Annotated in this window: 23 protein-coding genes; 15 read left to right on the forward strand and 8 right to left on the reverse strand. The window is 65.1% G+C overall.

The annotated features are described in order from the left end of the window. Positions 1–63: 63 nt before the first annotated feature. Positions 64–2229, reverse strand: a complete 2166-nt coding sequence (gene katG, locus E4K65_RS17005) for a catalase/peroxidase HPI (RefSeq protein WP_167770875.1) — start codon at positions 2227–2229, stop codon at positions 64–66. A gap of 114 nt (positions 2230–2343) precedes the next feature. Here katG and E4K65_RS17010 point away from each other — a divergent pair, with 114 nt between their 5' ends. From E4K65_RS17010 to E4K65_RS17030, 5 genes are all read left to right on the forward strand, one after another. Further along, positions 2344–3270 (forward strand): hydrogen peroxide-inducible genes activator, encoded by a 927-nt coding sequence (locus E4K65_RS17010; RefSeq protein WP_027546825.1) that lies wholly within the window; start codon positions 2344–2346, stop codon positions 3268–3270. Positions 3271–3277: 7 nt separating this feature from the next. After that, positions 3278–3727, forward strand: a complete 450-nt coding sequence (locus tag E4K65_RS17015; RefSeq protein WP_135175159.1) for a GNAT family N-acetyltransferase — start codon at positions 3278–3280, stop codon at positions 3725–3727. Between the two features lie 317 nt (positions 3728–4044). Continuing rightward, entirely contained in the window at positions 4045–4683 is a 639-nt protein-coding gene (locus E4K65_RS17020; RefSeq protein ID WP_235885658.1) for a hypothetical protein, read from the forward strand. A 19-nt stretch (positions 4684–4702) separates the two neighbouring features. Further along, complete coding sequence (locus E4K65_RS17025; protein ID WP_135175160.1) at positions 4703–5503, forward strand: hypothetical protein; 801 nt, start codon at positions 4703–4705, stop codon at positions 5501–5503. Between the two features lie 174 nt (positions 5504–5677). Then, positions 5678–6274, forward strand: coding sequence for a glutathione S-transferase family protein (locus E4K65_RS17030; protein ID WP_135175161.1), 597 nt, complete (start codon positions 5678–5680; stop codon positions 6272–6274). 110 nt (positions 6275–6384) lie between these two features. Here the strand turns inward: E4K65_RS17030 and fabI are convergent, their stop codons facing one another. The 3 genes from fabI to fabA all read right to left on the reverse strand — a co-directional run bounded on the left by fabI (position 6385) and on the right by fabA (position 9107). After that, positions 6385–7185 carry an enoyl-ACP reductase FabI gene (fabI, locus tag E4K65_RS17040; RefSeq protein ID WP_135175209.1) on the reverse strand — a complete coding sequence of 267 codons (801 nt, stop codon included), beginning with the start codon at positions 7183–7185 and terminating at the stop codon, positions 6385–6387. A 136-nt stretch (positions 7186–7321) separates the two neighbouring features. After that, complete coding sequence (gene fabB / locus E4K65_RS17045; RefSeq protein ID WP_027546831.1) at positions 7322–8545, reverse strand: beta-ketoacyl-ACP synthase I; 1224 nt, start codon at positions 8543–8545, stop codon at positions 7322–7324. 40 nt (positions 8546–8585) lie between these two features. Further along, complete coding sequence (gene fabA / locus E4K65_RS17050; RefSeq protein ID WP_135175162.1) at positions 8586–9107, reverse strand: bifunctional 3-hydroxydecanoyl-ACP dehydratase/trans-2-decenoyl-ACP isomerase; 522 nt, start codon at positions 9105–9107, stop codon at positions 8586–8588. A gap of 351 nt (positions 9108–9458) precedes the next feature. Here fabA and irrA point away from each other — a divergent pair, with 351 nt between their 5' ends. After that, entirely contained in the window at positions 9459–9950 is a 492-nt protein-coding gene (gene irrA / locus E4K65_RS17055; RefSeq protein WP_135175163.1) for an iron response transcriptional regulator IrrA, read from the forward strand. A 138-nt stretch (positions 9951–10088) separates the two neighbouring features. On the opposite strand, the gene E4K65_RS17060 is transcribed toward irrA, so the two are convergent. Next, entirely contained in the window at positions 10089–10619 is a 531-nt protein-coding gene (locus tag E4K65_RS17060; RefSeq protein WP_135175164.1) for an SH3 domain-containing protein, read from the reverse strand. Between the two features lie 329 nt (positions 10620–10948). On the opposite strand from E4K65_RS17060, the gene E4K65_RS17065 reads away from it, so the two are divergent. Next, positions 10949–11950 carry a 2-hydroxyacid dehydrogenase gene (locus E4K65_RS17065; protein WP_027546835.1) on the forward strand — a complete coding sequence of 334 codons (1002 nt, stop codon included), beginning with the start codon at positions 10949–10951 and terminating at the stop codon, positions 11948–11950. 67 nt (positions 11951–12017) lie between these two features. Here the strand turns inward: E4K65_RS17065 and E4K65_RS17070 are convergent, their stop codons facing one another. Both E4K65_RS17070 and E4K65_RS17075 read right to left on the reverse strand, forming a co-directional pair. Further along, entirely contained in the window at positions 12018–12293 is a 276-nt protein-coding gene (locus tag E4K65_RS17070) for a DUF3303 domain-containing protein (protein ID WP_135175165.1), read from the reverse strand. A gap of 163 nt (positions 12294–12456) precedes the next feature. Further along, the gene (locus tag E4K65_RS17075; RefSeq protein ID WP_027546836.1) at positions 12457–13260 is read right to left on the reverse strand and encodes a HesA/MoeB/ThiF family protein; all 804 of its coding nucleotides are present in this window, start codon (positions 13258–13260) and stop codon (positions 12457–12459) included. A gap of 249 nt (positions 13261–13509) precedes the next feature. On the opposite strand from E4K65_RS17075, the gene E4K65_RS17080 reads away from it, so the two are divergent. Together E4K65_RS17080 and E4K65_RS17085 are read left to right on the forward strand one after the other, a co-directional pair. Continuing rightward, on the forward strand, positions 13510–14871 hold the full coding sequence (locus tag E4K65_RS17080; protein ID WP_167770876.1) for a serine protease: 1362 nt from the start codon (positions 13510–13512) through the stop codon (positions 14869–14871). A 243-nt stretch (positions 14872–15114) separates the two neighbouring features. Then, positions 15115–15858 (forward strand): ParA family protein, encoded by a 744-nt coding sequence (locus E4K65_RS17085; protein WP_135175166.1) that lies wholly within the window; start codon positions 15115–15117, stop codon positions 15856–15858. 263 nt (positions 15859–16121) lie between these two features. Here E4K65_RS17085 and mutM read toward each other — a convergent pair whose 3' ends face one another. Continuing rightward, positions 16122–17003, reverse strand: a complete 882-nt coding sequence (mutM, locus tag E4K65_RS17090; RefSeq protein WP_135175167.1) for a bifunctional DNA-formamidopyrimidine glycosylase/DNA-(apurinic or apyrimidinic site) lyase — start codon at positions 17001–17003, stop codon at positions 16122–16124. A gap of 82 nt (positions 17004–17085) precedes the next feature. Between mutM and ubiE the strand changes: the two genes are divergently transcribed. The 6 genes from ubiE (at position 17086) to tsaE (ending at position 25594) form a co-directional block, all read left to right on the forward strand. Then, complete coding sequence (gene ubiE, locus E4K65_RS17095; protein ID WP_027546840.1) at positions 17086–17847, forward strand: bifunctional demethylmenaquinone methyltransferase/2-methoxy-6-polyprenyl-1,4-benzoquinol methylase UbiE; 762 nt, start codon at positions 17086–17088, stop codon at positions 17845–17847. Continuing rightward, positions 17844–19418, forward strand: a complete 1575-nt coding sequence (ubiB, locus tag E4K65_RS17100) for a 2-polyprenylphenol 6-hydroxylase (protein ID WP_135175168.1) — start codon at positions 17844–17846, stop codon at positions 19416–19418. Before ubiE ends, ubiB begins: the two co-directional genes overlap by 4 nt. Positions 19419–19475: 57 nt before the next feature. Next, complete coding sequence (gene coaBC, locus E4K65_RS17105; RefSeq protein WP_135175169.1) at positions 19476–20915, forward strand: bifunctional phosphopantothenoylcysteine decarboxylase/phosphopantothenate--cysteine ligase CoaBC; 1440 nt, start codon at positions 19476–19478, stop codon at positions 20913–20915. Beyond that, entirely contained in the window at positions 20912–21370 is a 459-nt protein-coding gene (dut, locus tag E4K65_RS17110; RefSeq protein WP_135175170.1) for a dUTP diphosphatase, read from the forward strand. Before coaBC ends, dut begins: the two co-directional genes overlap by 4 nt. Positions 21371–21560: 190 nt before the next feature. Then, positions 21561–24065 (forward strand): sensor histidine kinase, encoded by a 2505-nt coding sequence (locus tag E4K65_RS17115; RefSeq protein WP_135175171.1) that lies wholly within the window; start codon positions 21561–21563, stop codon positions 24063–24065. Next, on the forward strand, positions 24062–25594 hold the full coding sequence (gene tsaE, locus E4K65_RS17120; protein ID WP_135175172.1) for a tRNA (adenosine(37)-N6)-threonylcarbamoyltransferase complex ATPase subunit type 1 TsaE: 1533 nt from the start codon (positions 24062–24064) through the stop codon (positions 25592–25594). The genes E4K65_RS17115 and tsaE overlap by 4 nt, the downstream gene beginning before the upstream one ends. Positions 25595–25630: the final 36 nt, after the last annotated feature.

Consider the following 25630-nt stretch of genomic DNA (forward strand, 5'->3'; position numbering starts at 1 on the left):
TTTGTTTGGGTTCGCTCCGGGCGAAATGCGTGCCCTCTCCCGCAAGCGGGAGAGGGCACCGACTCAGGCCGCGAGATCGAACCGGTCGAGGTTCATCACCTTGGTCCAGGCCTTGGCGAAGTCCTTGACGAACTGCTCCTTGGAGTCCGACGTGGCATAGACCTCGGCGTAGGCGCGAAGCTGCGAGTGCGCGCCGAAGATGAGATCGGCGCGCGTGCCGGTCCCCTTCACCGCGTTGGTCTTGCGGTCGCGAGCCTCGTAGGTGCCGTCGGCCGCTTGCGTCCACTGCGCGCTCATGTCGAGCAGGTTGACGAAGAAGTCGTTGCTCAGCGTGCCCACCTTCGCGGTGAGAACGCCATGCTTCGAACCGTTCGCATTGGCGCCGAGCACGCGCAGGCCGCCGACCAGCACGGTCAACTCAGGTCCGGTGAGCTTCAGAAGCTGCGCGCGATCGACGAGCGCTTCTTCCTGCTGCAGGAACTGATGCTTCTTGCTGATGTAGTTGCGGAAGCCATCGGCCCGCGGCTCGAGCGGCGCGAAGGACGCCACGTCGGTCTGCTCCTGCGAGGCATCCATACGGCCCGGCGTGAACGCGACCTTGACGTCGACGCCGGCGTCCTTCGCGGCCTTCTCGACCGCGGCGGTGCCGCCGAGGACGATCAGGTCGGCGAGCGAGACCTTCTTCGCGCCGGCCGAGGCGTTGAACTCCTTCTGGATCGCTTCGAGCTTGCCGAGGACCTTCGAGAGCTGAGCCGGCTGGTTCACCTCCCAGTCCTTCTGGGGGCTGAGACGAATGCGCGCGCCGTTGGCGCCGCCGCGCTTGTCCGAGCCGCGGAACGTCGATGCCGACGCCCACGCCGTCGAGACCAGCTCCGGCACCGAGAGGCCCGAGGCCAGGATCTTCGTCTTCAGCGCAGCGATGTCCTGATCGCCGACCAGCTCGTGATTCACGGCCGGGATCGGATCCTGCCAGATCAGCGTCTCCTTCGGCACCAGCGGGCCGAGATAGCGCACGATCGGACCCATGTCGCGATGGGTGAGCTTGAACCAGGCGCGGGCGAAGGCGTCCGCGAACTGATCGGGGTTCTCGAGGAAACGCCGCGAGATCTTCTCATAGGCCGGATCCATGCGCAGCGAGAGGTCGGTGGTCAGCATCGTCGGCCGATGCTTCTTGGACTTGTCGAAGGCGTCGGGAATGATCGCGTCGGCACCCTTGGCCGTCCACTGGTTCGCACCGCCCGGGCTCTTCGTCAGCTCCCATTCGTACTTGAACAGGTTCTCGAAGAAGTTGTTGCTCCACTTCGTCGGCGTCGTCGTCCATGTCACCTCGAGACCGCTGGTGATGGAATCGCCCGCCAGGCCCGAGGCGTGCTTGCTCTTCCAGCCGAGGCCCTGATCCTCGATCGCGCCCGCTTCCGGTTCCGGTCCGACCAGCGACGGATCGCCCGCACCATGGGTCTTGCCGAAGGTATGACCGCCGGCGATCAGCGCGACGGTTTCCTCGTCGTTCATCGCCATGCGGAAGAAGGTCTCGCGGATGTCCTTTGCCGCGGCGATCGGGTCCGGCTTGCCGTTCGGGCCTTCAGGATTGACGTAGATGAGGCCCATCTGCACCGCGCCGAGCGGCTCGGCGAGCTGGCGTTCGCCGCTGTAGCGCTCATCGCCCAGCCAGGTGCCTTCCGGACCCCAATAGAGCTCTTCCGGCTCCCAGACGTCGGCGCGGCCGCCGGCGAAACCGAAGGTCTTGAAGCCCATCGACTCCAGCGCGACGTTGCCGGCAAGCACCATCAAATCGGCCCAGGAGATCTTGCGGCCGTATTTCTGCTTGATCGGCCAGAGCAGCCGGCGCGCCTTGTCGAGATTGGCGTTGTCAGGCCAGCTGTTGAGCGGCGCGAAGCGCTGCTGACCGGCCCCGGCGCCACCGCGCCCGTCGGTGATGCGGTAGGTGCCCGCGCTGTGCCAGGCCATGCGGATCATCAGGCCGCCATAATGACCGAAGTCGGCGGGCCACCACTCCTGCGAGTCCGTCATCAAGGCGGTCAGGTCCTTGATGACCGCGTTCAGGTCGAGCGTCTTGAATTCCTTGGCGTAGTCGAATTCCTTGCCCATCGGGTCGGACAGGCCGGAATTCTTGTGCAGCATCTCGATGCTGAGCTGGGTCGGCCACCAGTCGCGGTTTGCCGGCGCGCGTTTTCCACCCGAAAACGGGCACTTCGAAGTGTCGTCCATGAATACCTCCTCTGGTGGCGTCGAACTCGCGCCTTTGACCAGGTAGAACCACTCTAAGCCCCGCATTCCATCAGGGGAAGTTGACTTTAGTGATCGCTGCGATAAGATTTTCTGATGGTCAACGTGACGATGCGCCAGCTCCGGTATTTCGACGCGCTGGCGCGTCACGGGCATTTCGGGCGCGCGGCGGAGGCGAGCTCGATCTCGCAGCCGGCCCTGTCGATGCAGATCAAGGAACTGGAGGAAGCGCTCGGCGGCCTGCTGCTGGAGCGTACCGCCCGGCAGGTCGCGCTGACGCGGTTCGGCGAAGAGCTCGCGCCGCGCGTCCGCGACATCCTGCGCTCGGTCGATGAACTCGGCGATTTCGCGCGGGCGTCGCAGGACCGCTTCGCCGGCCGCCTGCGCATCGGCATGATCCCGACGATCGCGCCCTACCTGCTGCCCAAGATCACCAAGAATCTCACGCGCATGCATCCGGAACTCGACATCCGCGTGCGCGAGACGATGACGCCGCGGCTGATCCAGGAACTGGTCGAAGGCCGGCTCGACACCGCCATCGTCGCGCTGCCTGTGTCCGAGTCCTCGCTCACCGAGGTCGCCCTGTTCGAGGAAAAATTCCTGCTGGTGCGGCCGGGCGCGGATGAGGGAACGCCCGCACCCTCGCGCGAGATGATGCGGGAGATGCGGCTCCTGCTGCTCGAGGAGGGACACTGCTTTCGCGACCAGGCACTGTCGTTCTGCAACATGCAGTCGGCGCCGCCGCGCGAGATGCTGGATGCGAATTCGCTGTCGACGCTGGTCCAGATGGTCAGCGCCGGCATCGGGGTCACCTTGATCCCGGAGATGGCGGTGCCGGTGGAGACGCGATCGGCCTCGGTCTCGCTGACGCGCTTTCGCGACCCGCAGCCCTCGCGCACCATCGGCATGGTCTGGCGCAAGACCAGCCCGCTGGCGCGGCAGCTGCTCCAGATTTCCGAGGTGGTGTGCCTGTCGGCCGGCAAGGTGCGGACACGGCCATCCGTGCGCAATCAGCGGGCCTGAAGCCTCGATGTTGCATCCCGTCATCCGCCCCGCCCGCGCCGACGAATATGACGAGATCGGCCGCGTCTGGATGGAAAGCTGGGTCTCGACCGGCCTTGCCGAGGCGAGTGAATTCCTGCTGGCAAACCTGCGCGCACGCATCAGGCGCGAGATCGAGAACGGCTGGAGCCTGTTCGTCGCCGACGACAACGGCACGATCGCCGCCATGCTGGCGCTGCATCTGCCAAAACGCTATCTCGACATGCTTTTCGTCGGGCCCGCCTACCAGGGCCAATCGCTCGGACGGCAATTACTCGCCTTCACGCGCACGCAAATGCCCGACGAGATGTACCTGCGCTGCGTCCGCGAGAACGAAAAGGCCTGGCGCTGGTACGAGCGCGAGGGTTTTGTGTTCGAGAAGGAAGAGGTTGAACCGTCGAACGGGTTCGTGATGAAGTGCTACCAGTGGAAGCGGTAGCGCGCCGCCGGATAGGCAGTGACCACCGGCCGCAGCTTGCGGTTGTCGCAATCCCGACCTAGTGTGGCGTGTCCGACATTCTCCTGCTGACATTCTCCTGCTTCTGATCTTCTGGAATCCATGGTTCGAACTGCTGTCTCGGTCGTCGCCCTGCTGACCTTGCTCGCTCCGGCAGCTGCGCAAACCCCTCCCGCAACCACCGCACTTCCCGCTCAAACTGCGACACCGGCAAAGCCAGCGGCCAAGAAGGCCGCGAAGCCGAAAGCGGCGCCGGCCAAACCCGCGGAACAGACGACTGCCGACCTTGCGGCATCGGTGTGATCGCGGCGACGCAGGAGCCGTTCGTCGTCGAGAAGATCGGCCTAACGGTGTTCGGCAACGAATATGCGGAAGTGCCGGTTTCCTGGGGCCTTGACGATCTTGTTTTCGCACGAGCGCGTGCGGCGGCGGGGGCCACGCCGCTCCGGCGAATCGCCTACGCCAAAGGCGCGTTCGACACATATTATCACCCGAAGCCCAGCCTGTTTCGCAATGACCGCGAAGAGCTGTCGAACCTGGTCCGTCAGATTGCGGGCAATGCTGGCTGCGAACGATATATCGTCGTCACGCGCGGCGATGGGATGCTGCCGGGAACCAATCAGCCGCTCCGGGGACTCGGCATTCTCAATCGTGGTGTAGGTATCATCAGTTATTCGTATCTTTACGTCTATGTCGGCGTGACCGTGCTCGACGGCCAGACCTTTGAAATCAAGAAGGGGCCTGGCGTGACGTTGGAAGGTGTCATGAAGCATATGGCTGACAACTTGGTGCAAGACGAACATCTGCGCAAAGTAGACAACTCCCTGTTTCCGGCCACGGCGGCCGACTCCGCCAGCAACACGACCCTGCGCGACAACATTCGCGATTTCCTGACGGAGCGGCTGGACAAGACCTTGCCGCCCTATTTCGCGCAGTGAGGCGCGGTGACGTGTGACGATGAACCTGCTTGCCGCTGCATTGGTCTCATATGCGCTGTTGTCGCCGACAGGTGGGCAAGTGCAGCCTGCGCCAAAGCCGGAGGTGGTCAGGCCAACCGTCAGGAAACCCGCAACTGTCGCTCCGACCAAGCCTGTCGAAACTGGCCCGTGCCAGATCGGCGTGATCTCATTTGCCGGCGACCTTTTCTGGGTCGAAAAATACGGGGCACTCAAGTTTCTCAATACGTATGCGCAAACATCCGTCGCCGCTTGGGGACTCGATGAACTTGTCGTCTCGCGGGTCCGCGCTGCCGCCCCGGGCAGCTCTGTCAGGGGAATTCCGTACACGCGGCAGGAACTCGACGAAGGTCGTCGGCAGCGATCGGTCTTTCGCGATTCCGACGGGAACGTCCTACGATTTGTTCAATACCTCGCCGGCCGCACCCGCTGCGAGCGCTATGTTACTGTGCTCAGGCATGGTGGCACTCAGCGGGAATTTGGCATCGGCATCTCGCACCATCTCGATGCGCGCGTGTTTCTCTTCGCGATTATGTTCGTTCGCGTCTACGACGGCCGAACGTTCGAAATCATCAGTGAAGCGCCAGCGCGCGAAGACGACTACTCTGCGCTGCAGCGTGCTCTCCATGACGAACTTGGTGGCCCCTATCGCAAACTGGATGCTGCGATGTTTCCGGCGAAGCCGGCGGACGCGGCCAAAAATCCGGTCCTGCGCGACGGCGTGCGGGATATGCTAACGAAGAGCTTGGACAAAACCCTGCCGGCTCTGCTTCGACGACAGGTTCGGTCTCCCGAGCGCTGACAGATCGCACCCTCGCGTCGAAGATCGTCGATCGGTCCGCGATCAGGATTAACGTTGACCAACATGTCGTTCTCGCAGCAGGTCTCTTGCCCAGGCGTAGTACGTTGCGAATGCACGGCAAACGCGCCATGAATTGCGCGCTGTTCGCCTCCTGCCGATGGAAGGTTTCTCGCCATGATCAAGCTCTACTGGTCGCCCCGTTCTCGCTCGTTCACGACGCTCTGGCTGATGGAAGAGAGCGGCCTGCCCTATGAGCGCGTGCTGACCGACATCTCGACCGGTGCGCAGAAGGCGCCGGACTATTTGAAGGTCAATCCGATGGGCAAGGTGCCGGCGCTCAGCGACGGAGACGCTGCGCTCGGCGAGGCCGCGGCGATCTGCGCCTATATCGCCGACCGCTATCCCGAGACGAAGCTTGCGCCCGCGGTGACCGATCCGCGCCGCGCGCGCTATCTGCAATGGCTGTTCTTCTCGCCGGGCTGCATCGAGCCCGCCATCATCCAGATCTTCACCAAGATCGAGATCGCGACCTCGACGGCGGCTTGGGGCAGCGCGACGCAGGTGTTCGACGTGCTGGAAGCTGCGCTCGCCGAGGGGCCGTGGATTCTCGGCGAGGAGTTTTCCGCCGCCGACGTCACGATCGGCTCCGGCCTGAACTACGCGGTGCGCCTGTTCAAGATGGTGCCGTCGCGCCCGGCCTTCGATGCCTATCTGGCACGCTGCATGGCGCGGCCGGCGTTCCAGCGCGCGGAGAAGATCGCGGCCGGTTAGACCGGAGATCGTAGGGTGGGCAAAGGCGCTCTTGCGCCGTGCCCACCTCTCTCGACGAGAGCGACGGAAGAAGTGGGCACGCTTCGCTTTGCCCACCCTACGGAAGGATCCTATTCCGACGTCTTCAGATCGTCCGGCCTCGGCATCAAGACGATGTTGTAGCCGGAATCGACGTAATGGATCTCGCCGGTCACGCCGCCGGAGAGATCCGACAGCAGATACAGCGCCGAGCCGCCGAGCTCGTCGAGCGTGACGCCGCGGCGGAGCGGCGAATGTTTTTGCATGAAGGCAAACATCGCGCGCGCCTCACCGATGCCGGAGCCGGCGAGCGTGCGGATGGGACCGGCGGAGATCGCGTTGACGCGGATGCCGCGCGGTCCGAAATCGGAGGCGAGGTAGCGCACGGAGGCTTCCAGCGCCGCCTTGGCCACGCCCATCACATTGTAGTTCGGCATCGCGCGCTCGGAGGCGCCGAAGGTCAGCGTGATCATACTGCCGCCCTCCGTCATCAGCTCGGCGGCGCGTTTTGCGACCTCCGTGAACGAGAAGCAGGAGATCACCATGGTGCGCGAAAAATTCTCGCGGCTGGTGTCGGCGTAGCGGCCCTTCAACTCGTTCTTGTCGGCGAAGCCGATCGCATGGATCACGAAATCGAGCCGGCCCCACTTTTCGCGGAGCACGGCAAAGGTGGCATCGACGCTGGCGATGTCCTCGACGTCGCACGGCAGCACCAGATCCACACCAAGCTGCTCCGCCAGCGGCTTGACGCGCTTGCCCAAGGCATCGCCCTGGAAGGTGAAGGCAAGCTCGGCGCCGTGGGCATGCAGCGTCTTCGCCATGCCCCACGCGATCGAATGATCATTGGCGATGCCCATGATCAGACCGCGCTTGCCCTTCATCAAACCTTCCATTGCCCACCATTCTCCGCTCTTCGTCATGCCCGGGCTCGTCCCGGGCATCCACGTTCTTCCGAGCCTCAGGCCAAGACGTGGATGGCCGGGACAAGCCCGGCCATGACGAAACAATCACCAGTCGCCGATAGTAACGTCACACATCCAGCCGGCTGAACACCAGCGTGGCGTTGGTGCCGCCGAAGCCGAAGGAGTTCGACAGCACGGTGCCGATCTTGACGTTGTCGATGCGCTTGCGCACGATCGGCATGTCGGCGAACACGGGATCGAGCTCCTGGATGTGCGCGCTCTCGCAGATGAAGCCGTTGTTCATCATCAGCAGCGAGTAGATCGCCTCCTGCACGCCGGTGGCGCCCAGCGAATGGCCGGTCAGCGCCTTGGTCGCCGAGATCGGCGGGCACTTCTCGCCACTTCCGAACACCCGACGGAGCGCGTCAATCTCCGGCGGATCGCCGGCCGGCGTCGAGGTCGCATGCGGATTGATGTAGTCGACCTTGGTCTTCACCGTCGACATCGCCATGCGCATGCAGCGCTCGGCACCCTCGCCGGAAGGCGCGACCATGTCGTAGCCATCGGACGTCGCGCCATAACCGACGATCTCGCCATAGATGCGCGCGCCGCGCGCCTTGGCATGCTCGAGCTCTTCCAGCACCAGCACGCCGGCGCCGCCGGCGATGACGAAGCCGTCGCGGTTGACGTCGTAGGGACGCGACGCCGTGGCAGGCGTATCGTTGTACTTCGAGGACATCGCGCCCATGGCGTCGAACAGCACCGACAGCGACCAGTCGAGCTCCTCGCAGCCGCCGGCGAAGATGACGTCCTGCTTGCCGATCTGGATCGTCTCATAGGCGTTGCCGACGCAGTGGTTCGACGTCGCGCAGGCCGAGGAGATCGAATAGTTGACGCCCTTGATCTTGAACCAGGTCGCGAGCGTCGCCGAGGCCGTCGAGGACATCGCCTTCGGCACGGCAAACGGTCCGACGCGCTTCGGCCCCTTGGTGCGGGTGATGTCGGCGGATTCGACGATGGTCCGGGCGGACGGGCCGCCGGAGCCCATGATGATGCCGGTGCGGATGTTGGAGACTTCGTCGGGCCCTAGACCGGAATCCTGGATCGCCTGCTCCATCGCGACGTGATTCCACGCTGCGCCCTGGCCGAGGAAACGCATGGCGCGGCGATCGACCACTGTCGAAGGATCGAGCGTAGGCTCACCCTGCACCTGCGAACGGAAGCCGAGCTCGGCATATTTCTCAGCCCGCGAAATGCCCGACTTCGCCTCGTGAAGGCTCGCAAGCACTTCCTGGGTGTTGTTTCCGATGGACGAGACGATGCCCATCCCGGTGACCACAACCCGCCTCATGACAGCCTCGCCTAAATCGTTGTCTTTCTTTGTGATGCGTTCAGCCCAGGCTCGTGCCCTGCTTGAACAGGCCGACCTTCAGGTCCTTCGCGCGATAGATAATCTGGTCGTCGACCGAAATCCACCCGTCGGCAATACCGAGCACGAGCTTTGACCGCATCACGCGCTTGATATCGACGTTGTACACAACCTTGCGGGCCTCGGGCAGCACCTGGCCGCTGAACTTCAGCTCGTTCAGCCCAAGCGCACGACCGCGACCTTCGCCGCCGCTCCAGCCCAGGTAGAAGCCGACCATCTGCCACAGCGCATCGAGGCCGAGGCAGCCGGGCATCACCGGATCGTTCTTGAAATGGCAGCCGAAGAACCAGAGGTCGGGCTTCACGTCGAGCTCGGCACGCACCAACCCCTTGCCGAACTCGCCGCCATTGTCGTTGATGTCCGTGATGCGGTCGAACATGAGCATCGGCGGCAGCGGCAGCTGGGCATTGCCCGGGCCGAACATCTCGCCGCGGGCACACGCCAGCAGATCTTCGTATTCGTAACCGTTGCGCCTGTTCAGCATGCATGAGCCTCTGTTCAAAGTCCGATTGAGCGACGTTTTTTGGCGAAAATGGGCCCCGTCCCGGTCGGGGAGCAACGCCAGCAGCCATCGTCAGGCGCAACTCCCACAAGCCGCGGATGGACTGCGGACCGGGCCTCGATGCCCGGATGCACCAAAATCGGCTAAGCGGAACCGCGCGCTCTCTAACACAGGCCATTTCGGTGGCAAAGCGCTGTCATGAAGGTAAAATGACGGGCGGCTCGCTCGGTTCCAGTCTGATTAGAACCTCTCTAGTTGCGAGAAACTTGCATCTGCATCTATCTGTTCTTATATTGCAGATAGATACTGTTCACGCGTGCCCGAAATCTGGAAATGAGCGAGAATACCGCGCCCCGCCACGACGATGACGTCCATGCCGCAGCCCTCCTGTCCGGCCGCCAGCCGGCCTTGACCGGCTGCCCGTGGCACGACGTTAACGAAATGCTCCAGTCCGCCGGGCTCCGTCCGACGCGCCAGCGCATGGCGCTGGGCTGGCTCCTGTTCGGCAAGGGTGCGCGCCACCTTACGGCGGAAATGCTGTACGAGGAAGCCACGCTGGCCAAGGTTCCGGTGTCGCTGGCGACCGTCTACAACACGCTGAACCAGCTCACCGACGCCGGCCTGCTCCGTCAGGTCAGTGTCGACGGCACCAAGACCTATTTCGATACCAACGTCACCACCCACCACCACTATTACCTCGAGAACAGCCATGAGCTGGTCGACATCGAGGATCCGCATCTGGCCCTGTCCAAGATGCCGGAGGTGCCCGAGGGTTACGAGATTTCGCGCATCGACATGGTCGTGCGCCTGCGCAAGAAGCGCTGAGGTATTTCTCCTGCGTCGTCCCGGCGAAGGCCGGGACCCATACCGCGTGATCCCTCAATGAGGCATGCCGGTTGACGCCTTCAAAAACAGCTCAGGCCCGGGGTATGGGTCCCGGCCTTCGCCGGGACGACACCAACGTCAATTCACCTGCTCGTCCGAATACACGCCCCAGAGGCGTTCCTGCTGGATCCAGCCGTCAAAGCCGTTACCGGTGACGCGGCACCAGTTTGCGCTGCACTTCTTCACCTGGGTGACCACACCGGCCTGGAGCTTGGCCGCAACCGCGCTGTCGGGATCGGCGCGGTCGTAGATCGGCGCGAGCTCGTCCTTGTGCTTCATGGTGACGACCGCGGTGCGGCGGCCCGACAGCAGCGAATGATAGACCCAGCCCTCGGCGCCTTCGGAATCGCGCACCCGGCGCCAGTTCTCGAACTCGGCGGTGATTTCGACCGGCAGGCCGGCACGGGTGTAGACCCAGGCCACGTCATTGTCCTTGGTCGGACCGGCGCGGACGTTCACGTGATCCGACTTGAGGCTGACATAGCGGGGCACCGGGAGGCCGCTGGCACTCTGGGGGGTATTGTCCTTCGCCGAATGCGAGGGGCTGACCGAGGCGCTCAACCAGGTGCAAACGAGCGCCATCACCAAACAAAAACGCCCCAACGCCATCAACCCGTCTCCTGTCGAGGAGCCGGCCGAGCCGGACCCTCACCCCAAAATTCCAAAAAAACCCTGCCGCGGTCGTCCCTGACCCGCCCCACGCGGGTGTTCCCCATGCCTGGCCCGTGGTTCTTGTCTTGGCCCGGCCTTCTGCTAGAGAGGACGGACGCTTGAACAGCCAGTTTGGCCCGATTTTCCGGCTGGAAATATCGGGAGAGCTTGAAGGAAACGCCGGGGACGACACGGCAAGGGCAGTGTCGAACAACCGGGTTAATGAGGCCTGAACGGCCAGCCTTTGGCGACAGAGGCGGGCTTGCGACGCTTCATGAGAGCAGGACATGTCGGTGAAGAAAAAGCCCCTCGTCGTGGTGACGCGCAAGCTGCCGGATTCGATCGAGACGCGGATGCGCGAGCTGTTCGACGCGCGGATCAATCTCGACGACACGCCGATGTCGCCCGAGCAGATCGCGGAAGCCGCGCGCACCGCCGACGTGCTGGTTCCGACCGTCACCGACCACATCACCGCCGACATCGTCAACCAGCCGGACTGCAAGCTCCGCCTGATCGCGAATTTCGGCAACGGCGTCGACAATATCGACGTCGAGGCTGCACATGCCCGCGGCATCACCGTCACCAACACGCCGAAGGTTTTGACCGAAGACACCGCCGACATGACCATGGCGCTGATCCTGGCCGTGCCGCGCCGGCTGATCGAAGGCGCATCGATCATGACGGAAGGAAAACCCTGGGCCGGCTGGTCGCCGACCTGGATGCTCGGCCACCGCATCGGCGGAAAGCGTCTCGGCATCATCGGCATGGGCCGCATCGGCCAGGCGGTGGCGCGCCGCGCCCGCGCCTTCGGCCTGCAGATCCACTACCACAACCGCCGTCCCGTCGCGCCGAAGATCGCCGAAGAGCTTGGCGCGACCTATTGGGAAAGCCTCGACCAGATGCTGGCGCGGATGGACATCCTCTCGGTGAACTGTCCGCATACGCCGGCGACCTATCACCTGCTCTCGGCGCGGCGGCTGAAGCTGATCCGCAAGGACGCCTACATCGTCAACACCGCGCGCGGCGAGGTCACCGACGAGGACACGCTGATCAAGCTGATCGAAGCCGGCGAGATCGGCGGCGCCGGCCTCGACGTCTACGAGCACGAGCCCGCGGTGAATCCCAAACTGGTGCGGCTCGCCAAGGCCGGCAAGGTGACGCTGCTGCCGCACATGGGCTCGGCCACGATCGAAGGCCGCGTCGAGATGGGCGAGAAGGTGATCATCAACATCCGCACCTTCCTCGACGCGCACAAGCCGCCGGATCGCGTGCTGCCGAGCATGCTCTGAGGCGCTGTGCGCCGAGGCTCGCAGACTTGAACGGAGCGGCCGGCATACCGCGGCCGCTCCGAGCCAGTCACTGCTTTGCCAAGGCGGCCAGGATCGGGCCGGCTTCGGCGTCTTCCACGCATGGGGTCACAGTGATCTCCATGACGTTGGCCCATTGGGCGTACCATTGGTACATGGCCTTGGGGTCGTTGCTCTCCGAAATGGCAAAACCCGTCCCATTCATTCCGTGCCAGCGGCCGAGCATCTTCACGCCTTCCGGTGGCGCGCCCCCTGTCTTCAGGAATTTCTCGATCGCGGAGTCGATCAGGCTTGGCGGCAGTTTCCAGCTCGAGATGTACTTCATAGCAATCTCCAATCTGAAATAACCATTTGCCTTGCGGCGACGCGAATTCAATCACGAAGAGAGACACTTGCAAGTGTCGATTCGGGCCCGTCCCGATCACTGTCCGGAGACGGCACAGGCGACGCGAGGCGCGCGACTTTCTCCGCCCGGCAATGTGAGCAGCCTACTCGCGATGGATGCTTAGATCCTCGAACACAGGCCCATCGCCGTTGAGCGGATTGGCCGGATCGCGCGCGTAGCGCAGCGTCTCGAAGCGCATCGCGCGCGCATCGATCATCAGCAGGCGGCCGACGAGGCCGTCGCCGAAACCGACGATCTCGCGGATCGCCTCCAGCGCCATCATCGAACCCAGCACGCCCGCGAGGGCGCCCATGACGCCGGCCTCGGCGCAGGCCGGCACCGTGCCGGGCGGCGGCGCCTCCGGAAACAGGCAGCGATAGGTCGGATTGAATTCGCCAGCCTCGTTCTTCTCATGCGCGCGGATGGTGGTGAGCGAGCCGTCGAAGGTGCCGAGCGCCGCGGTGATCAGCGGCCTCTTCGCGAAGAAGCAGGCATCCGAGACCAGATAGCGTGTCGAGAAATTGTCGGAGCCGTCGAGCACGAGGTCGTAGTCGCCGATCAGGCTGAGCGCGTTGTCGGCGTTGAGCCAGGTGGCGTGACCGACGAAGCGCACATGTGGATTGAGAGCGGAAATGCGCTCGGCCGCGCTCTCGACCTTGTGGCGGCCGATGTCCGGCGTCGTATGGATCACCTGGCGCTGGAGGTTGGACAGCGACACCACGTCGTCATCGACCACGCCGAGCGTACCGATTCCGGCGGCGGCCAGATACATCAAGGCGGGCGCGCCGAGCCCGCCGGCGCCGATCACCAGCACGGAGCCCCGCTTCAGCGCAGCCTGGCCCGGGCCGCCGACGTCGCGCAGCACGATATGGCGGGCATAGCGTTCGAGTTCGTCCGGGCTCAGCATCTTCGTCCGTCTCTCCTACCACGCCCTCGCTCTCGATCCTCATGGTGAGGAGCGCGGAACGCGCGTCTCGAACCATGAAGGCCCAGATCTCGCCCGGGGCCATCCTTCGAGACGCGGCCTAAGGCCGCTCCTCAGGATGAGGACTTGAGCTCGCGGCCCCCGTAGCAGGCCTGAACCACCCCGAGATTGTTCGCGACCAACGAGATGTGCTTCAATGGCATTGCGTTCAATGGGCTGGCTGGATTTGTCATGAGATCGATGCTTGCGGCAACACTGATGTTTGCGGCTGCCACAGGCGCGAACGCCCAGATGACGACGCCGCAGATCCCCGGCACCAAGCCGAAGACGGTCCAGACCGTTCCGATCCGCCCGCCCGCGCTTCAGACGCCGTCGGAAACTGCCGATGCCATGGCGCAGGCGGAACGCCTGTCGCTCCAGTCCGACCTCGCCTGGGTCGGCCAATATAACGGCGCCATCACCGGCGACGTCAGCGAGCGCATGGTCAATGCCATCAAGGAGTACCAGAAGAACAAGGGCGGCAAGCCGACCGGTGTGCTCAATCCGCAGGAGCGCGCCGCGCTTGCCGAGACTGCGCGGCGGAAACAGGACAGCGTCGGCTGGAAGATCGTGATGGAGCCGACCAGCGGCGCCCGGCTCGGTATTCCCGGCAAGCTGGTGCCGCAGCAGGCGACCGACGCCAACGGCTCGAAATGGACCTCGCCGACCGGAACGGTGCAGGTGCTGCTCAGCCGGCGCAAGGAGGCGAACCCGACCACCGCAAAGCTCGCGGACGCCGAGAAGAAGGAGCCGGCCGGCCGCAAGATCGACTACACCGTGGTGAAACCCGACTTCTTCGTGCTGTCCGGTCTCCAGGGCCTGAAGAAATTCTACGTGCGCGGCACCTTCAAGGGCGACGAGGTCCGCATCATGACGATCCTCTACGACCAGGCGACCGAGAACACGGTCGAGCCGGTCGTGATCGCGATGTCGAGCGCGTTCAATCCATTCCCGGCAGGACCGCAAGCCGGACCGGCACCGCGCAAGACCGTCGAATACGGCACCGGCATCGTCGTCAGCGACGACGGCGCGATCCTCGCCGACCGTCTCGTCACCGACAGCTGTCTTGCGATCACCATCGCCGGCTACGGCAGCGCCGATCGTCTCGCCGAGGACAAGGAGCACGATCTCGCGCTCTTGCACATCTACGGCGCACGTGGCCTGAAGCCGCTCAGCCTCGCTGGCGGCGGGGCGAAGACGAATGTCGACGTCATCGGCATCGCCGATCCGCAAAGCCAGGGCGGCGCGGCCGGGGTCTCGAGTGTCAAGGGCGCGCTGGCGCCCGTCACATCAAGCGATTCCGCACTGTCGCCGCCACCGGCGGTCGGATTTTCCGGTAGCCCCGCGATCGACGCCGACGGCAAATTCGCCGGCATCGCGCTGCTGAAGCCGGCGATGGTGGCGGGACCCGCGACGTCGGTGCCGGCATCGCAGGCCGTGATGGTCTCAGCGGAGACGGTGCGCGATTTCCTGAAGGCCAACGACGTCACGGCGAACGGCACGTCAACGGATGCGAAGGCGGCCGTCGTCCGTGTCATCTGCGTGCGGAAGTAGCCAGGCGACCATCACAATCTCTCGTGTCCATCGGCGCACATCGCACGTACGACTACGGGTCCAGTAATGGTACGGATTAGCTGGCATTCCCGATTCCGCCATCATTGTTGCCGTTGATTCGGACTTCCGCGATCCCTTTGGATCGGGCCGGCACGTCCTGAGCGAGAAGAGCTCAGCATCCAGAAGCGATGCACGTTCGCGTGGCGTATTCCTGACCCAGGCACTCCAAAGGATTTTTCTTCCATGCACACGATCGTACTGGCCACCCAAAAGGGTGGCAGTGGCAAGAGCACGCTTGCCATCGGCCTCGCGCTGGCGGCCAAGCAGGCCGGCTTCACCGTCCGCCTGATCGAGACCGACCCGCAGGGCACCCTGTCCAACTGGCTGCGCCGTCGCACCACCGAGGATCTCGTGGTCGAGCCGATCTATCACGCCGCCGACATCGGGCCTCGCCTGAACATGCTGGCTGACAGCGGCCTGCAGCTTGCGATCGTCGACACCGCGGCCGGCCTCAGCGCCGCGACCACCGCTGCAATCCGTCATTCCGATCTCTGCCTGATCCCGGCCCGCCCGAGCGTCGCCGACATCGAGGCGACCGCCTCGACGCTCAGCGTCGCGCGCGCCTGGAAGCGGCCCTACAGCTTCGTGCTGAACCAGACGCCGATCCGCGGCCAGCGCATCGACAATGCCGCCAACACGCTCGCCGAGGAAGCTGCGCTCGATCTCGCCGAGGTGCTCGCGCGTCCGCTTGTCGCGATGCGCAACGACCACCAGGATTCACTCGCCAACGGCCTCGCCGTCAGCGAATTCGCGCCGAACGGCAAGTCGGCGGACGAGATCCGCGGCCTCTGGCAGTGGATCGAGACCCGGCTCGAGCTCAGCGCCACGACCAATGTCCTGATCGACCAGGTCATCTCGGCCACGGACGGCATGCTGCATGCCGCCACCGAGCTTGCGGCGGACGAGACCACGACACTGGCGTCCTGAGCGGGGCGATCGCTCAGGCGGCAGCCGGCCCTTCACCATCCGGAAGGCTCCAGCGACGAAGCAATCCGGCCACCAGCCCGGCCGGATTGCTTTGCTTCGCGTTTTTGGGAGACTCCGTCCACCCGTCATTGCGAGCGCAGCGAAGCAATCCAGAATCCCTCCGCGGTGACAGTCTGGATTGCTTCGCTGCGCTCGCAATGACGCTCGTGGTGGGCTCGTCATGCTCACACAGACTCACGGCCGTTTGGCCGCGGGCTTAGTCGTCACTTCTGACATTTCCGACACCAGAAGGTCGAACGGCCGTTCTGGTTGAAGCGCTTGATCGTGCCGCCGCAGGCAGGCGTCTTGCAGGTCTCGCCTTCGCGGTCATAGACCTTGAACGAATGCTGGAAGTAGCCGAGCTCGCCTGTGGTCCGGCGATGGTCGCGCAGTGACGAGCCGCCGGCCTTGATGGCGTCGTTCAGCACGGTGTGGATCGCACCGACCAATCTCTTCGCATGGTCTGTCGGCTCGCCCTTCCTGGTCGACAGCGTCGCGGCGATCCGGCGCGGCGACAGATGCGAGCGATGCAAGGCCTCGCAGACATAGATGTTGCCGAGCCCGGCCACCACGCGCTGGTCGAGCAGCGCGGCCTTCAGGCTTGTGGTCTTGCCTTCGCAGGATCGCGCCAGCATCGCGGCATCGAATTCGTTGCCGAGCGGCTCGGGGCCGAGACCGCGGAGCAGCGGCTCGTCTTCGAGCGCGTTGCGCGCGATCACTTTCATGCAACCGAAGCGGCGCGGATCGTTGAAGACGATGTCGGCACCCGAGGACATCCGAAACAGCACGTGGTCATGGGTGGTGTCTTTGCCGCGCGGATAGTGAAATTCGCCAGGTGCGGCGTCATTGTCCGGCTTGATGACGCGAAACGAGCCCGACATGCCCAGATGCATCAGGAGCACGTCGCCGGAGGCCAGATCGGCCATGAGATATTTTGCGCGGCGGCCAAGGCCGGTGACGACCTGCCCCTGGAGCCGGGCCACGAAATCCGGCTGGAACGGAAAGCGCAAGTCCGGCCTACGGGCCTCCGCGACGACGATTTTCGCACCCTCCATGACGGGCTGAAGGCCGCGGCGGACGGTCTCGACTTCGGGCAATTCAGGCATGGTTCAGGCATTCACCTTATGAGGGCGGTGTGATAGCGCCATTGCGGCGGGCACGCTATGGTCCGCCTCGTGGAGTAGAGTAATGGATCGGCCGGGCGAAACCACGCATTTTGGCTTCAGGGACGTTCCCCTGGGGGACAAGCAGACGCTGGTGAACGATGTGTTTCACAGCGTTGCGTCGCGCTATGACCTGATGAACGACCTGATGTCCGGCGGCCTGCACCGGGTCTGGAAGGACATCATGATCAACGCGCTGGATCCGCCGAGGGGCGACCGGCCGTTCGCGTTGCTCGACGTCGCCGGCGGCACCGGTGACATTTCGTTCCGCGCCGCCAAGGCGGGCGGCCCCGGCTTTCACGCCACGGTCTGCGACATCAATTCCGACATGCTTGCCGTAGGCCGCGAGCGGGCCGCCAAGCGCCATCTCGAGACCCAGGTCGATTTCGTCGAAGGCAATGCCGAGGCGCTCGCTTTTGCCGACCGCAGCTTCGACGCATATACGATCGCTTTCGGCATTCGCAACGTACCGCAGATCGACCTTGCGCTGCGCGAGGCCTATCGCGTGCTGAGGCCCGGCAGCCGCTTCCTGTGCCTGGAGTTCTCGACCGTCGAGATGCCCGGCCTCGACAAGCTCTATGACCTGTTCTCGTTCAAGGTGATCCCGCCGCTCGGCCGCATGATCACGGGCGATGCCGAATCCTACCAATATCTCGTCGAATCGATCCGCAAGTTTCCCAAGCCCCACGCCTTCGCCGACATGATCCGCGACGCCGGCTTCGCCCGCGTGAACTGGCAGATATTGTCCGGCGGCATCGTCGCACTGCATTCGGGCTGGCGTTTGTGATTTCTGCCATCACCCACACTGCGCGCCTGATGCGCGCTGCGTTCGTGTTCGCGCGCGAGGGCGTGTTCGGCTCCGTCGATCCGAGCCTGGTGCCGCCGCCCGGGCAGCTCGCGCTGAAGCTTGCGCGCATCATCGAACGGCGCGGTCCAAAGCACGGACCGCGACTGTCGCGCGCGCTGACCCGGATGGGCCCGGCCTATCTCAAGCTCGGGCAGTTTCTGGCCACGCGCCCCGACGTCGTCGGCTTCATCATGGCGCGCGATCTAGAAAGTCTCCAGGATCGCCTGCCGCCGTTTTCGCAGGAAGAAGCGGAAGCAGCGATCGCGACCTCGCTGGAGCGCCCGCTGAAAGACGTGTTCACGAGCTTCGGCCCGGCGGTCGCCGCCGCCTCGATCGCACAGGTGCATCGCGGGGAAGTCCTGCGCGACGGCATTTCCAAGTCGGTCGCGGTCAAGGTGCTGCGGCCCAACGTCGCCTCGCGCTTCCGCCGCGATCTCTCCGATTTCTTCTTCGTCGCGTACAAGGCCGAAGCCTATTCGTCCGAGGCGCGGCGCCTGCGCCTCATCGAAGTCATCAACACCATGTCGCGCTCGGTCGCGATGGAGATGGATCTGCGGCTGGAAGCCGCGGCGCTGTCGGAGATGGCGGAGAACACCCGCGACGATCCTGATTTCCGCGTGCCGACCGTCGATTGGGACCGCACCACGCATAACGTGCTGACGATGGAGTGGATCGACGGCATCGCGCTGAACGATCACAAGCGCCTGGAAGAAGCCCAGGTCGATCTGCCCGAGCTCGGCCGCAAGGTGATCCAGAGTTTTCTGCGCCACGCGCTGCGCGACGGTTTCTTCCATGCCGACATGCATCCGGGCAATTTGTTCCTGGACGATACCGGCCGCCTCGTCGCGGTCGATTTCGGCATCATGGGGCGGCTCGGGATGAAGGAGCGGCGTTTCCTCGCCGAAATCCTGCTCGGCTTCATCACGCGCGATTATCGCCGCGTCGCCGAGGTGCATTTCGAAGCGGGCTACGTGCCAGCGCACCACTCGGTCGAGAATTTCGCGCAAGCGATCCGCGCCATCGGCGAGCCGATCCACAACCGCACCGCCGAGGAGATCTCGATGGCGCGGCTGCTGACGCTGCTGCTCGAGGTCACCGGCCTGTTCGACATGACGACGCGGCCCGAGCTGATCCTGCTGCAGAAGACCATGGTGGTGGTCGAAGGCGTCGCGCGCGTCTTCGATCCCAGGCTCGACATCTGGAAGGTCGCCGACCCCGTGGTGCGGGAATGGATCGAGCGCAATCTCGGACCGATCGGCCGGGTGCAGGGCGCGATTTCCGGCGGCGGCGATCTTGCCCGCGTGCTGATGCGCCTGCCCGATATCGCACAGCGCTCCGTCGCCGTGCTCGAGCAGCTCGAAACCATGACGCGGGAGGGTATCCGGCTGTCGCCGGAGAGCATCGCGGCGATGGGCCGCAGCGAAGGCCGCAAGAACCGCTGGCGCACCGTGGCGCTCTGGATCATCGCCGCGACCTTCATCGGGATCCTGATCGCCGTCCGGAATCTATGATTGCACTGCAATCATGCGAATGATAGCATCGCTATCATTCCGTGCTGGAGGGGTGTCATGGCAAGCCTGACCATCCGCAAGCTCGACGAGGGTGTCAAAACCTATCTGCGGCTGCGTTCGGCCAAGAACCACAGGTCCGTCGAGGAAGAGGTCCGGGTCATCCTGCGGGAGCTGATCGAGGGCCGTGAGGAGCCGCTGACGCCGTTTGCGGTGCCGCCGGCGGCATCCACCGCTCCGGTGTCTCAGCGCACCGGCGCCCTTCCCGAAGCCAGCGTCACCCTGATCATAGGCGGCGGGATCGCGGCATTTAAATCGCTCGACCTGATCCGGAGGCTGAAGGAGCGGCGCATCGAGGTCCGCTGCGTGCTGACCAAGGCCGCGCAGCAATTCGTCACGCCGCTCTCGGTCAGCGCCCTCTCGCATGAGCGCGTCTATACCGACCTGTTCGATCCCCAGAGCGAGTTCGACGCCGGCCATATCCGCCTGGCACGTGACTGCGATTTGATCGTGGTCGCCCCCGCCACCGCCGACCTGATGGCCAAGATGGCGAACGGCCATGCCGACGACCTCGCCAGCGCCATCCTGCTCGCGACCAACCGCAAGGTGCTGCTGGCGCCGGCGATGAATCCGCTGATGTGGAACAACGCGGCGACGCGCCGCAACGTTGCCTTGCTCCAGCGCGACGGCGTGGTGCTGATCGGGCCGAATTCCGGCGAGATGGCCGAAGCTGGCGAAGCCGGAATCGGCCGCATGTCCGAGGCAATCGAGATCGCCGCCGCCACCGAGCGCCTGCTGCGGCCGCCGGTGCCGCGCCCCCTTGCCGGCAAGCGCGTGCTGATCACTGCGGGCCCCACCCACGAGCCGATCGACCCGGTGCGCTACATCGCCAACCGCTCCTCCGGCAAGCAGGGCTTTGCCATCGCCGCTGCCGCGCAGGCCGCCGGCGCCGAGGTGATCCTGGTGAGCGGCCCGGTCGATCTTGGGGATCCCCAGGGCGTGACGGTGAAGCATGTGGAATCGGCGCGGCAGATGCTGGAGCAGGTGCAGGCGGCCCTTCCCGCCGACATCGCGATCTTTGCCGCCGCCGTCGCCGACTGGCGTGTCGCCAATGAAGGCGAGCAGAAGCTGAAGAAGACCTCGGCCGGCATGCCGCCGCTTCAACTGGTCGAGAACCCCGACATCCTCGCCACGATCTCGAAGCTGACCGACAAGCGCCCGCCGCTTGTGATCGGCTTCGCCGCCGAGACCGAGCACCTCATCGACAACGCCAAATCCAAGCTTGCCCGCAAGGGCTGCGACTGGATCGTCGCCAACGACGTCTCACCGGCGACCGGCGTGATGGGCGGCGACCGCAACACCGTGCATTTGATTAGTCGCAGGGATGGAGAGATTGCAGTTGATTCCTGGCCGGCGATGACCAAGGAACAGGTCGCCATCGAACTGGTCGCGCATGTTGCAAGGAGCGTGACCGACAAATCCCTGGAGTCCGCATCTTGAGCACGAAGGTCACCGTCGAACTGCAACAGCTCGCCCACGCCGAGGGCCTGCCGCTGCCGGCCTATCAGACGGCGGAGGCCGCCGGCCTCGATCTCATGGCCGCGGTCCCGGACAGCGAGCCGCTGACGCTTGCATCCGGCCAACATGCGCTGGTGCCGACGGGACTTGCGATCGCGTTGCCGCCCGGGCACGAGGCGCAGGTGCGGCCGCGCTCGGGGCTCGCCGCCAAGCACGGCGTCACGGTGCTGAATTCGCCCGGAACCGTCGACGCGGACTACCGCGGCGAGATCAAGGTGATCCTGATCAACCACGGCGCCGCCCCCTTCGTCATCAAGCGCGGCGAGCGCATCGCGCAGATGGTGATCGCGCCGGTGGTGCAGGCCGCGCTGGTTCCCGTGGCGACATTGTCTGCGACCGATCGCGGCGCCGGCGGCTTCGGCTCGACCGGCCGCTAACACACGGCAACTTCAGCCGAATCACCGCAGAACCACGTGAACCGGGAACCGCGCACCCGGCATTTTTGTGGGACCGCCTTTGCGTTCACGATCTGGACTCTTACCGCTGGAGTCGCGGTGAGGGTATTGTCGTTTGATTCGCGCGCGACGGGGGTCGCCGCGCGCAAATTCGTGCGATCTTGGGGCAACTATGTCAGGCGTGATCGTGTCGATGCGTCGGACGCTGCTGTCGTGCACATCGCTCGTGCGCAACGGCTTGATCGGGAGCGCTCTCGCGGCGCTGCTGCCGGCTGCGCCGGCTGAGGCCGCCGACTTCGTCGACACACTCTCGGAATTGCTGGACTTCAACCGGCAGGAACTCGCGGTGCTCGCCACCGCGCTCGCGCTGCTCGGCTTCTCGGTGGTGGCCGCGATCCTGTTGATGCGCACGCGCGTGCGCACGGCGAAGAGCGAGGCGCGGCTGCGCGCGCGGATCGGGGAACTGCAACTCCAGGCCGATCGCTTCGGCGCGCTGCTGTTCGCCGAGCCGCAGATCCTGATCTCCTGGCCGGCCGGCGACAATCGCGCGCAGATTTCCGGCGACATCTCGATGGTGCTGCCGCGCGACTCTTCCCCGCAGCGCGTGCTCGCCTTCGGAACCTGGCTGCCGCCGGAACCCGCCCTTCAGATGGACCACGCCGTGGATGCGCTGCGCGACCGCGGTGACGGCTTCCAGCTGACGCTGACCACCGCGCATGGCCATACGCTGGAGGCCATCGGCCGCGCCATCGGCGGCCAGGCCATTGTCAGGATTCGCGAACTCTCGGGCCTCCGCCGCGATCTGGCCGAGACCAATCTGCGCTACAAGGCGCTCTCCGACGAGACCGAGATGCTGCGCGGCTTCGCTGCCGCGGCACCCTGGCCGATCTGGGCCAAGAGCGAGAACGGCGCGCTCACTTTCGCCAACCCGGCCTATGTCCGTGCGACCGAGGCTGCGAACTTCAGAGACGCCCAGGAGCGCAAGCTCGAGCTGCTCGACAGCGCCGACCGCAGCGCGATGGAACGGGGACTGAAGGACGCGGCCAATTTCACCTCCCGCCTGCCGATCGTGATCGGCGGCGAGCGGCGCATCTACGACGTGCGCGCCGTCAATGTCGGCAGCGGCAGTGTCGGCGTCGCGATCGACGCCAGCGAGGCGGATGCGCTGAGCTCGGCGCTGGTGCGGATGGCGGAGGCGCATCGCCGCACGCTCGACCAGCTCTCCTCCGGCGTCGCCGTGTTCGACGGCCAGCGGCGCCTCGCCTTCTACAACGATTCCTACCGCCGGCTGTGGGACCTGGACCGCTCGTTCCTCGACGCCGATCCCGATGATTCCAGCGTGCTGGACCAGCTCCGTGCCGCGCGAAAACTGCCGGAGCAGCCCGACTTCCGCGCCTGGAAGGCCAAGCTGCACGAGGCGTATCGTGCCGTCGAGGCCGCCAAGGACACCTGGTACCTGCCCGACGGCCGCGCCCTCTCCGTCGTCACCACGCCGAACCCGGAAGGCGGCGTCACCTATCTGTTCGACGACGTCACCGAGAGCCTCGAGCTCGCCCGCCGCTTCGACGGCATGATCCGCGTCCAGCGCGAGACGCTGGACAGCCTCGCCGAGGGCGTCGCGGTGTTCGGCAGCAACGGCAAGGCGCAGCTGTTCAACCCCGCCTTCGTCCGGATGTGGAAGCTGTCGAGCGACGCGATGCGCGACGAGCCGCACATCCAGACCGTCGAAGGCTGGTGCCATCAGCTGTTCGACGACCCGGTGGTCTGGCGGCAGATCCGCGAGGCCGTCACCTCGATCGAGAGCCGCGCCGACGTGCCGCTGAAGCTGGAGCGCAAGGACGGCAGCGTGCTCGACGGCATGATCCGGCCGCTGCATGACGGCGCGACCATGCTGACGTTCCAGGACATCACCGACACCGAAAACGTCGAGCGCGCGCTGCGCGAGCGCAACGAGGCGCTGGAGACCGCCGACCAGATGAAGGTGGATTTCGTCCACCACGTCTCCTACGAGCTGCGCTCGCCGCTCACCACCATCATCGGTTTTGCGCATTTCCTCAGCGATCCATCGACCGGACCGCTGACGCCGAAGCAGGCCGAATATCTCGACTACGTCACCAAATCGACCAACGCGCTGCTGGCGCTGACCAACAACATCCTCGATCTCGCCACCATCGACGCCGGCGCAATGAAGCTGGAACTTGGCCCGGTCGACGTCAGCAAGGCCATCGAGCTCGCGGCCGAAGGCATCCAGGACCGGCTCGCCACCGACCGCATCCGCCTGAAGGTCGAGATCGCGCCCGATATCGGCAGCTTCATCGGCGACGAAAAGCGCGTGGTGCAGGTGCTCTATAACCTCCTCGCCAACGCCGTCGGGTTTTCTCCACAGGATTCCACCGTCGGCCTCAGCGCGCGCCGCACCGAGCACAGTGTGGTCTTCACTGTGACAGATTCCGGGCCTGGAATACCTGCCGACATGAAGGACAAGGTGTTCAACTGGTTCGAAAGCCGCTCGCAGGGGTCGCGTCACCGCGGCGCCGGGCTCGGCCTGTCGCTGGTGCGCTCCTTCGTCGAGCTGCATGGCGGCAAGGTGCGGGTGGATTCGATCGTGGGCAGGGGCACGGTCGTGATCTGCGACTTCCCGACCGACCGGGCGGCGCATCGCGACGCCGCCGAATGAGCGCGCCAACCACATTCTCCGTCGCGCTTCACAACGAGACGGCCACCGCGCAACTGATGGCCGATCTCGCACTGCTGGTCGGCCCGGGCGACGTCATCACGCTCACCGGCGACCTCGGCGCCGGCAAGACCGCGGCCGCGCGCGCCATGATCCGCTACCTCGCCGCTGACGACGCGCTGGAAGTGCCGAGCCCGACCTTCACCCTGGTGCAGGGTTATGAGCTGCCGCCGTTCCCGGTCATGCATGCCGATCTCTACCGGGTCGAGGACGAGAGCGAGCTCGAGGAGATCGGGCTGTCGCCGCTGCCGGACGCCACGCTTGTCCTGATCGAATGGCCGGAGCGCGCGCCGTCGGCGATGCCCGCGGATCGCATCGACATCGCGCTCACGCATCGTCCGGCTCTCGGCTCGAATGCGCGCGCGGCCGACATCACCGGTTACGGCAAGGGCGCAGCCCAGGTCGCGCGTCTGAAGGCGCTGCGCGAATTCCTCGACGCATCCGGCTATCTCGACGCGACGCGGCGGCGCATGGCCGGCGACGCCTCGACCCGATCCTACGCGCGGCTGGTGCGCGACGACGAGATCGTCATCCTCATGAACTTCCCGCAGCGCCCCGACGGCGCGGCGCTCTACAACGGAAGATCCTACAGCGCCGCGGTGCATCTCGCCGAGAACGTCAAGCCCTTCGTCGCGATCGACGAAGGCCTGCGCGCACAAGGAATCTCCGCGCCCGCAATCCACCACTGCGATCTCGACCAGGGCTTCCTCATCACCGAGGATTTTGGCAGCGAAGGCGTGATTGAAGGCGACCCGCCGCGCCCGATCGCCGAGCGTTACGAGGCCGCGACCGATGTGCTGGCGGTGCTGCACGGCAAGACGCTGCCGGAGACGCTGCCGCTGGACGGGCAGACCTACGCCATTCCGGTCTTCGACACCGAGGCGATGCTGATCGAAATCGGATTGATGCTGGAGTGGTATCTGCCCGATCGCAACGCGCCGCTGAGCGAGGCGAAGCGCGCGGAATTCCTTGCGATGTGGCGCGAGCTGCTGAAGAAGCCGCTGGCCGCGCCGAAGTCGTGGATCATCCGCGACTTTCACTCGCCCAATTTGATCTGGCTCGGGATGCGCACCGGCATCGAACGCGTCGGCGTGATCGATTTCCAGGACACCGTGCTGGGGCCGCAATCCTACGACGTGGTGTCGCTGCTGCAGGACGCCCGCATCGACGTGCCCGAGAATCTCGAGCTGACGCTGTTGTCGCGCTACATCAAGGCGCGCCGCGCCGCCGATGCGAGCTTCGATCCAGCCGGTTTCGCCGAGCTCTACGCCATCATGTCGGCGCAGCGGAATACCCGCCTGCTCGGCACCTTCGCCCGGCTCAACCGCCGCGACGGCAAGCCGCATTATCTGCGCCACCAGCCGCGGATCTGGACCTATCTCCAGCGTTCGCTGGCACATCCCGCTCTCGCCCATTTGCGCGACTGGTATCTTGCCTCCGTCCCGCCGCCCCAAGGGCTGCCTGAAGGCTGATTCGGGCCCGATTTACCGGCTGTTAGCCAAGACGTC

Origin of the sequence: Bradyrhizobium niftali (assembly GCF_004571025.1) — a bacterium.
GTDB lineage: Bacteria > Pseudomonadota > Alphaproteobacteria > Rhizobiales > Xanthobacteraceae > Bradyrhizobium > Bradyrhizobium niftali.

Coding starts and splice junctions, on each gene's coding strand:
- coaBC (WP_135175169.1), top strand. CDS start 19,476: ATGGCAAGCCTGACCATCCGCAAGCTCGACGAGGGTGTCAAAACCTAT.
- E4K65_RS17060 (WP_135175164.1), bottom strand. CDS start 10,619: ATGGCGTTGGGGCGTTTTTGTTTGGTGATGGCGCTCGTTTGCACCTGG.
- fabA (WP_135175162.1), bottom strand. CDS start 9,107: ATGCTGAACAGGCGCAACGGTTACGAATACGAAGATCTGCTGGCGTGT.
- E4K65_RS17070 (WP_135175165.1), bottom strand. CDS start 12,293: ATGAAGTACATCTCGAGCTGGAAACTGCCGCCAAGCCTGATCGACTCC.
- fabI (WP_135175209.1), bottom strand. CDS start 7,185: ATGGAAGGTTTGATGAAGGGCAAGCGCGGTCTGATCATGGGCATCGCC.
- ubiE (WP_027546840.1), top strand. CDS start 17,086: ATGGATCGGCCGGGCGAAACCACGCATTTTGGCTTCAGGGACGTTCCC.
- katG (WP_167770875.1), bottom strand. CDS start 2,229: ATGGACGACACTTCGAAGTGCCCGTTTTCGGGTGGAAAACGCGCGCCG.
- E4K65_RS17085 (WP_135175166.1), top strand. CDS start 15,115: ATGCACACGATCGTACTGGCCACCCAAAAGGGTGGCAGTGGCAAGAGC.
- E4K65_RS17075 (WP_027546836.1), bottom strand. CDS start 13,260: ATGCTGAGCCCGGACGAACTCGAACGCTATGCCCGCCATATCGTGCTG.
- E4K65_RS17010 (WP_027546825.1), top strand. CDS start 2,344: ATGGTCAACGTGACGATGCGCCAGCTCCGGTATTTCGACGCGCTGGCG.
- E4K65_RS17025 (WP_135175160.1), top strand. CDS start 4,703: ATGAACCTGCTTGCCGCTGCATTGGTCTCATATGCGCTGTTGTCGCCG.
- E4K65_RS17080 (WP_167770876.1), top strand. CDS start 13,510: ATGAGATCGATGCTTGCGGCAACACTGATGTTTGCGGCTGCCACAGGC.
- irrA (WP_135175163.1), top strand. CDS start 9,459: ATGAGCGAGAATACCGCGCCCCGCCACGACGATGACGTCCATGCCGCA.
- fabB (WP_027546831.1), bottom strand. CDS start 8,545: ATGAGGCGGGTTGTGGTCACCGGGATGGGCATCGTCTCGTCCATCGGA.
- E4K65_RS17115 (WP_135175171.1), top strand. CDS start 21,561: ATGTCAGGCGTGATCGTGTCGATGCGTCGGACGCTGCTGTCGTGCACA.
- E4K65_RS17065 (WP_027546835.1), top strand. CDS start 10,949: ATGTCGGTGAAGAAAAAGCCCCTCGTCGTGGTGACGCGCAAGCTGCCG.
- tsaE (WP_135175172.1), top strand. CDS start 24,062: ATGAGCGCGCCAACCACATTCTCCGTCGCGCTTCACAACGAGACGGCC.
- mutM (WP_135175167.1), bottom strand. CDS start 17,003: ATGCCTGAATTGCCCGAAGTCGAGACCGTCCGCCGCGGCCTTCAGCCC.
- E4K65_RS17030 (WP_135175161.1), top strand. CDS start 5,678: ATGATCAAGCTCTACTGGTCGCCCCGTTCTCGCTCGTTCACGACGCTC.
- E4K65_RS17015 (WP_135175159.1), top strand. CDS start 3,278: ATGTTGCATCCCGTCATCCGCCCCGCCCGCGCCGACGAATATGACGAG.